Genomic DNA, 3,963 nt, shown 5'->3' with positions numbered 1-3,963 from the left:
TATATTGCCGCAGTTATCAAATTTAAAACCTTTTCCAATACCGACTACGGCATTTTTTCTCTCTTTATAGTATTCTCTAGTAATGTCAAAATTCGTTATCAAGTCATAAATATACTCGGAATGGTTAAATTGCATATAATTACCGTTAAATATAGCAAATTTATCAAGAAACAAAGTACCTGTGACTTCTTTATCGTCGCCGTTAACCATAACTATCGGTCTGTCAAATCCAACGCTCGTATCTTTCAAATTTATTTTTAAATATTTCTTCGGATCGGTTTTTTTAGCTTTTAATTCTTTCATCAGTATCTGCTCGGTCGTTTTCCCCTCTTGATAATATTTTTCTAATACTTCAAAACAATTCGATAAGTTTATATTTTCTAGTTCATAGTATGCAACCTCGTATCTACTATGCCAAAAACTACCGTAGGTTTTCAACCTATAAGCATCGATCATCCAATATAGCTTTACATCATAGTCCAAATATGCCCCTGCTACTCTTTTATACAACTCCTCTTTGGGTAAAATTCTATCCTCTTTGAGGCAGTATCCCTGCTTGTATTTGTCGTAGTCGGAAAGGGAAACGACGGCAAAGCCTCGCGAGGTGGAATAATCGGGGATTATGCGGATAAATGCAGCACAGATTATCGCCGCTAGAATTAGCACTGCGGCTAGGATTTTAAATTTATATTTGCGAAATTTCATAACGATCCTTTAGACGCCAAAGCGAGCAGACACCTTGCCCTCCCCCACGCGAAACTACGTCTATTATCTCACGCCTTTTAAATTTGAGCCGAATTTACGCAAACCGAACCAGATCCGCCAAAATGCCGAATTTTACTCAAATTTAGAGCAAATTTTACTTCTTTATCTTCGAGTATATCCCGCCCAAAATGTCGTTTTGATAGATAAAAAGCGTGCGTTTTAGCCACGCGGCGTCCTTTTTAGCAGCGATGCGCTTGATAGCCGATAGGTCGCCGTCTGGTCTGTTTATACCTCGCTGCGTCGTAAAAAACGCCTCGTATCCCGCCTGTCTAGCTAGACGCATCAAATTTTCGTCGTATTTGCCGCGCGGCCAGCACAAAAGCCTATCCTCGATGCCCAAATTTGCGCGCATAAACTCGCGGCACCGAGCGAAATTTTCCTCAGGCGGGAGCGCGCCGAAATACTCGTCAAAATGCGTATGCGTATGCGAGTGAAAGTCAAAAACGTCCCGCATCGCCGCTATCTCGTCAAGACTCAAAAACACGTCCTGCGGGCGCTGGGGGGCTACTTTTTTGTATTCAGAGTGAGTTAGCTCGATAAACTCGCCCCGCCGCATGCTCGCGCGCTCGATCCACTGCGTCACTAAAAATATCGTCGCCCGCAGCCCAAACTCGTGCAAGACCGGGTAGGCGTAAATGTAGTTGTCCTTCCAACCGTCGTCAAAGGTGATGAGGACGCTTTTTTTAGGCACGGCTAGCTCGCCTTTTTTGTACAGGGTAAACTCCGCCGCGCTTAGGGTTTTGTAGCCAGCCTCCGCTAAAAACCGCATCTGCGAGGCAAAATCCTCCACGCTAGAGGCGATAAAGCCGCTATTTTTTAAAACGTGATGATACATCAAAACGCTAACGCTCACCGCCGCCTCCTTTAGCTTCTGTCCGCGTGGCTAGCAAGACGAAAAATCCTAGCATATAAAACATATAAAGTATGCGTAAATTTATCGCTTCAAACAGCCCGCGCACGCCGAAATAACACGCTAGCGAGATAAAAATCGCCGCAAAAAGCAGCTCGCGCGAGTATAAAAAACGCCTAAACGCATACGCCAAAAGCGAGATAAAACCGCCCAGTAGCAGCGCCGTACCGACCGCGCCGTAGTAGTAGTAGTGCCCGATAAAAAACGGCTCGTCGTTAAACCAGTACCGCTCGCCGCTCGGCCTCGTCTGCATCATCGAGATCTGCGCGCCTTTGTCCGCCTCGTCGCGCAAAAAGGCGTCGTACTGCTCCTTGCCGTGCCCAAGCCCCATTAGCGCGCGCGGACTCGCAAAAAGCAGCGGCAAGCGCTCCTTTAAAATCAAATCGCGCCCCGAGCTAAAGCCCGCACCCGCGATACGCTCTCTCATGCTCTCGTTTTGGAGATTTGCCTCGCTCACTATCCCGATCTGCAAAAATTTATACATCGCCGTGGGTGAGCTCAAAACCGCCGCCGACGCGCCCGCTACGCAAACGGCAAAAATAACGGCAAAGAGTTTAAATTTACGCTTCGCCTCGCCGCCTAAGATATACAAACAAAAACCAAATAAAACAAAACAAACCAGCATCGCGCCCCAGCTGCCCCTAACGCCGCTCAAAATATCAAGCCCCACGGCCGCAAAGCAGAGCAAAGCAACCAAAATCCGCGCCCATACCCGCCTAAAGATAAAAACTCCCGCAAGCGCAAAAGGCAAAAATCTATCCACGTAGTCCGCATACGCTCGGCGCACGACCCGCGCGTCAAATTCGCCCGCGCTGCCAAGCCTCTCAAACTCGCTAAAAAGCGGCGCGGCGTAATAAACGCTAATAACCGCAAAGGCCGCTATCAGCGCGTAAAAAAAGGCTTTTGCTTGAGCGGTCTCGCCGTTTGCCGCGACGTAAACGATGAGCAAAAAAGCAAATCCGCGCCCAAACTCGCCCGCAGCGTTGCCCAGCGAATCAAACTGCGGCGCGTAGGGAAAGGCCGAGATCAAAAACGCGTAAAAAGTAAATGTAATAAGACAAAACGCTGGCGTGCGAGAGATGCTAAAATTTACGCCAACCCTTGCGGCAAATCGCGTCCTATCGGTAAAATAAAGCCAGATCGCGCAAACGAGCGCGAGGTAAAGCGAGATATTTTTCGCCGCCGTCATACGCGGGATATGCTCGCAGGCGATAAAAACGCAAACGAGGTATAAGGCGGCGTTTTGCAAGCGGTTTTGTAGCTTCGTCATTTTCTCCCTTAATTTTAAAACGCCCATTATAACGATAAAATCATTAAAATCCAGTAAGCGGTTTTTGGCTAAATTTTACTCGCAATCGCTCAAAAACCGGCCGTAAATTTATAAATTTATGCTAAATTTAGGCTAAATTCTATAAATAATAAAGGTCTAAATTTTGATATATTTTCTCATATATTTACTGATTTACCCATATCTTTTTGCGATGAAAAAGCTAAAATTTAAAGGCGAAAAAGGCAAAATTTTACTCATACAAACCGCTAAAATCGGCGACTACGCAAACTCGGCCGTGATCTTTGAAAAGCTGGGCAAATTTGACGTGCTAATCGACGAGATAAATCTAGCCTTCGCAAAACACGACCGGCGAATAGAAAAAATATTTACGATAAACGACGTAAGGCGTAAAAAGGCCTCAAAACTAGGACTCGCGCTTGGGCTTTTTTCGCGCGGCTACGAGAGCGTCTACGTACTGATGCCAAACAGCCTAAATCTTTTTTTGGCGCGCTGCACGCTAGCTAAAAATATCGTCGTCGTGCGTCACTACGCGGTATCTAGCGACTTTGCCCTGCTGGCGCTCGGTATGAAAAAAGTGCCGCATACTCTAAATGATCTAACGCTACTAACCTACCTAAAAACGCTGGACGAGAGCGAGCTAAAATATGAAAAATGCTTGCAAAAACCGCTCGTTGTTCCGCAAGAAAATCTAATAAAAAGCGGCAAATTTAAGATCGGCGTGAGCCTAAGCGCGGGTAATAAAATGAAAACGCCGCCAAAAAAAACTTGGGAAAAAATCTTTGAAATTTTCGCCAAATTTGACTGCGAGGTTTATATTTTCGGCGTCGGCGAGGAGGCTACTCTGCTAAAAAACCTGCTCGCGGAAAATGCGGATCAAAAGCAGGCAAAAAATCCTGGCGATGGACAAATTTGTGCAGATTTGGCTAGCGATACGAGCGAAATTTACGGCGATATCAAAAACGCAAACGACCTAAAAAATCTCATCGGCTCACTAGCT

General features: G+C 46.0%; 3 protein-coding genes and 1 pseudogene. 1 reads left to right on the top strand and 3 read right to left on the bottom strand.

Annotation, left to right across the window (positions count from 1 at the left end; genetic code table 11):
* The 3 genes from Q0314_RS05060 to Q0314_RS05050 form a co-directional block, all read right to left on the bottom strand.
* A partial coding sequence (locus tag Q0314_RS05060; RefSeq protein WP_298057227.1) for a hypothetical protein occupies positions 1–705 on the bottom strand: 705 nt, incomplete at its 3' end.
* 154 nt (positions 706–859) lie between these two features.
* On the bottom strand, positions 860–1,618 hold the full coding sequence (locus tag Q0314_RS05055; protein ID WP_298057224.1) for a polysaccharide deacetylase family protein: 759 nt from the start codon (positions 1,616–1,618) through the stop codon (positions 860–862).
* Positions 1,608–2,945, bottom strand: coding sequence for a hypothetical protein (locus tag Q0314_RS05050; RefSeq protein ID WP_298057222.1), 1,338 nt, complete (start codon positions 2,943–2,945; stop codon positions 1,608–1,610). The genes Q0314_RS05055 and Q0314_RS05050 overlap by 11 nt, the downstream gene beginning before the upstream one ends.
* A 163-nt stretch (positions 2,946–3,108) precedes the next feature.
* On the opposite strand from Q0314_RS05050, the pseudogene Q0314_RS05045 reads away from it, so the two are divergent.
* A pseudogene (locus tag Q0314_RS05045) lies at positions 3,109–3,963 on the top strand (lipopolysaccharide heptosyltransferase family protein); the annotation flags it as partial.

Origin of the sequence: uncultured Campylobacter sp. (assembly GCF_938040115.1) — a bacterium.
GTDB lineage: Bacteria > Campylobacterota > Campylobacteria > Campylobacterales > Campylobacteraceae > Campylobacter_A.
The sequence above is the reverse complement of the archived record's forward strand: the minus strand, read 5'-3'. Positions and strand labels throughout refer to the sequence as shown.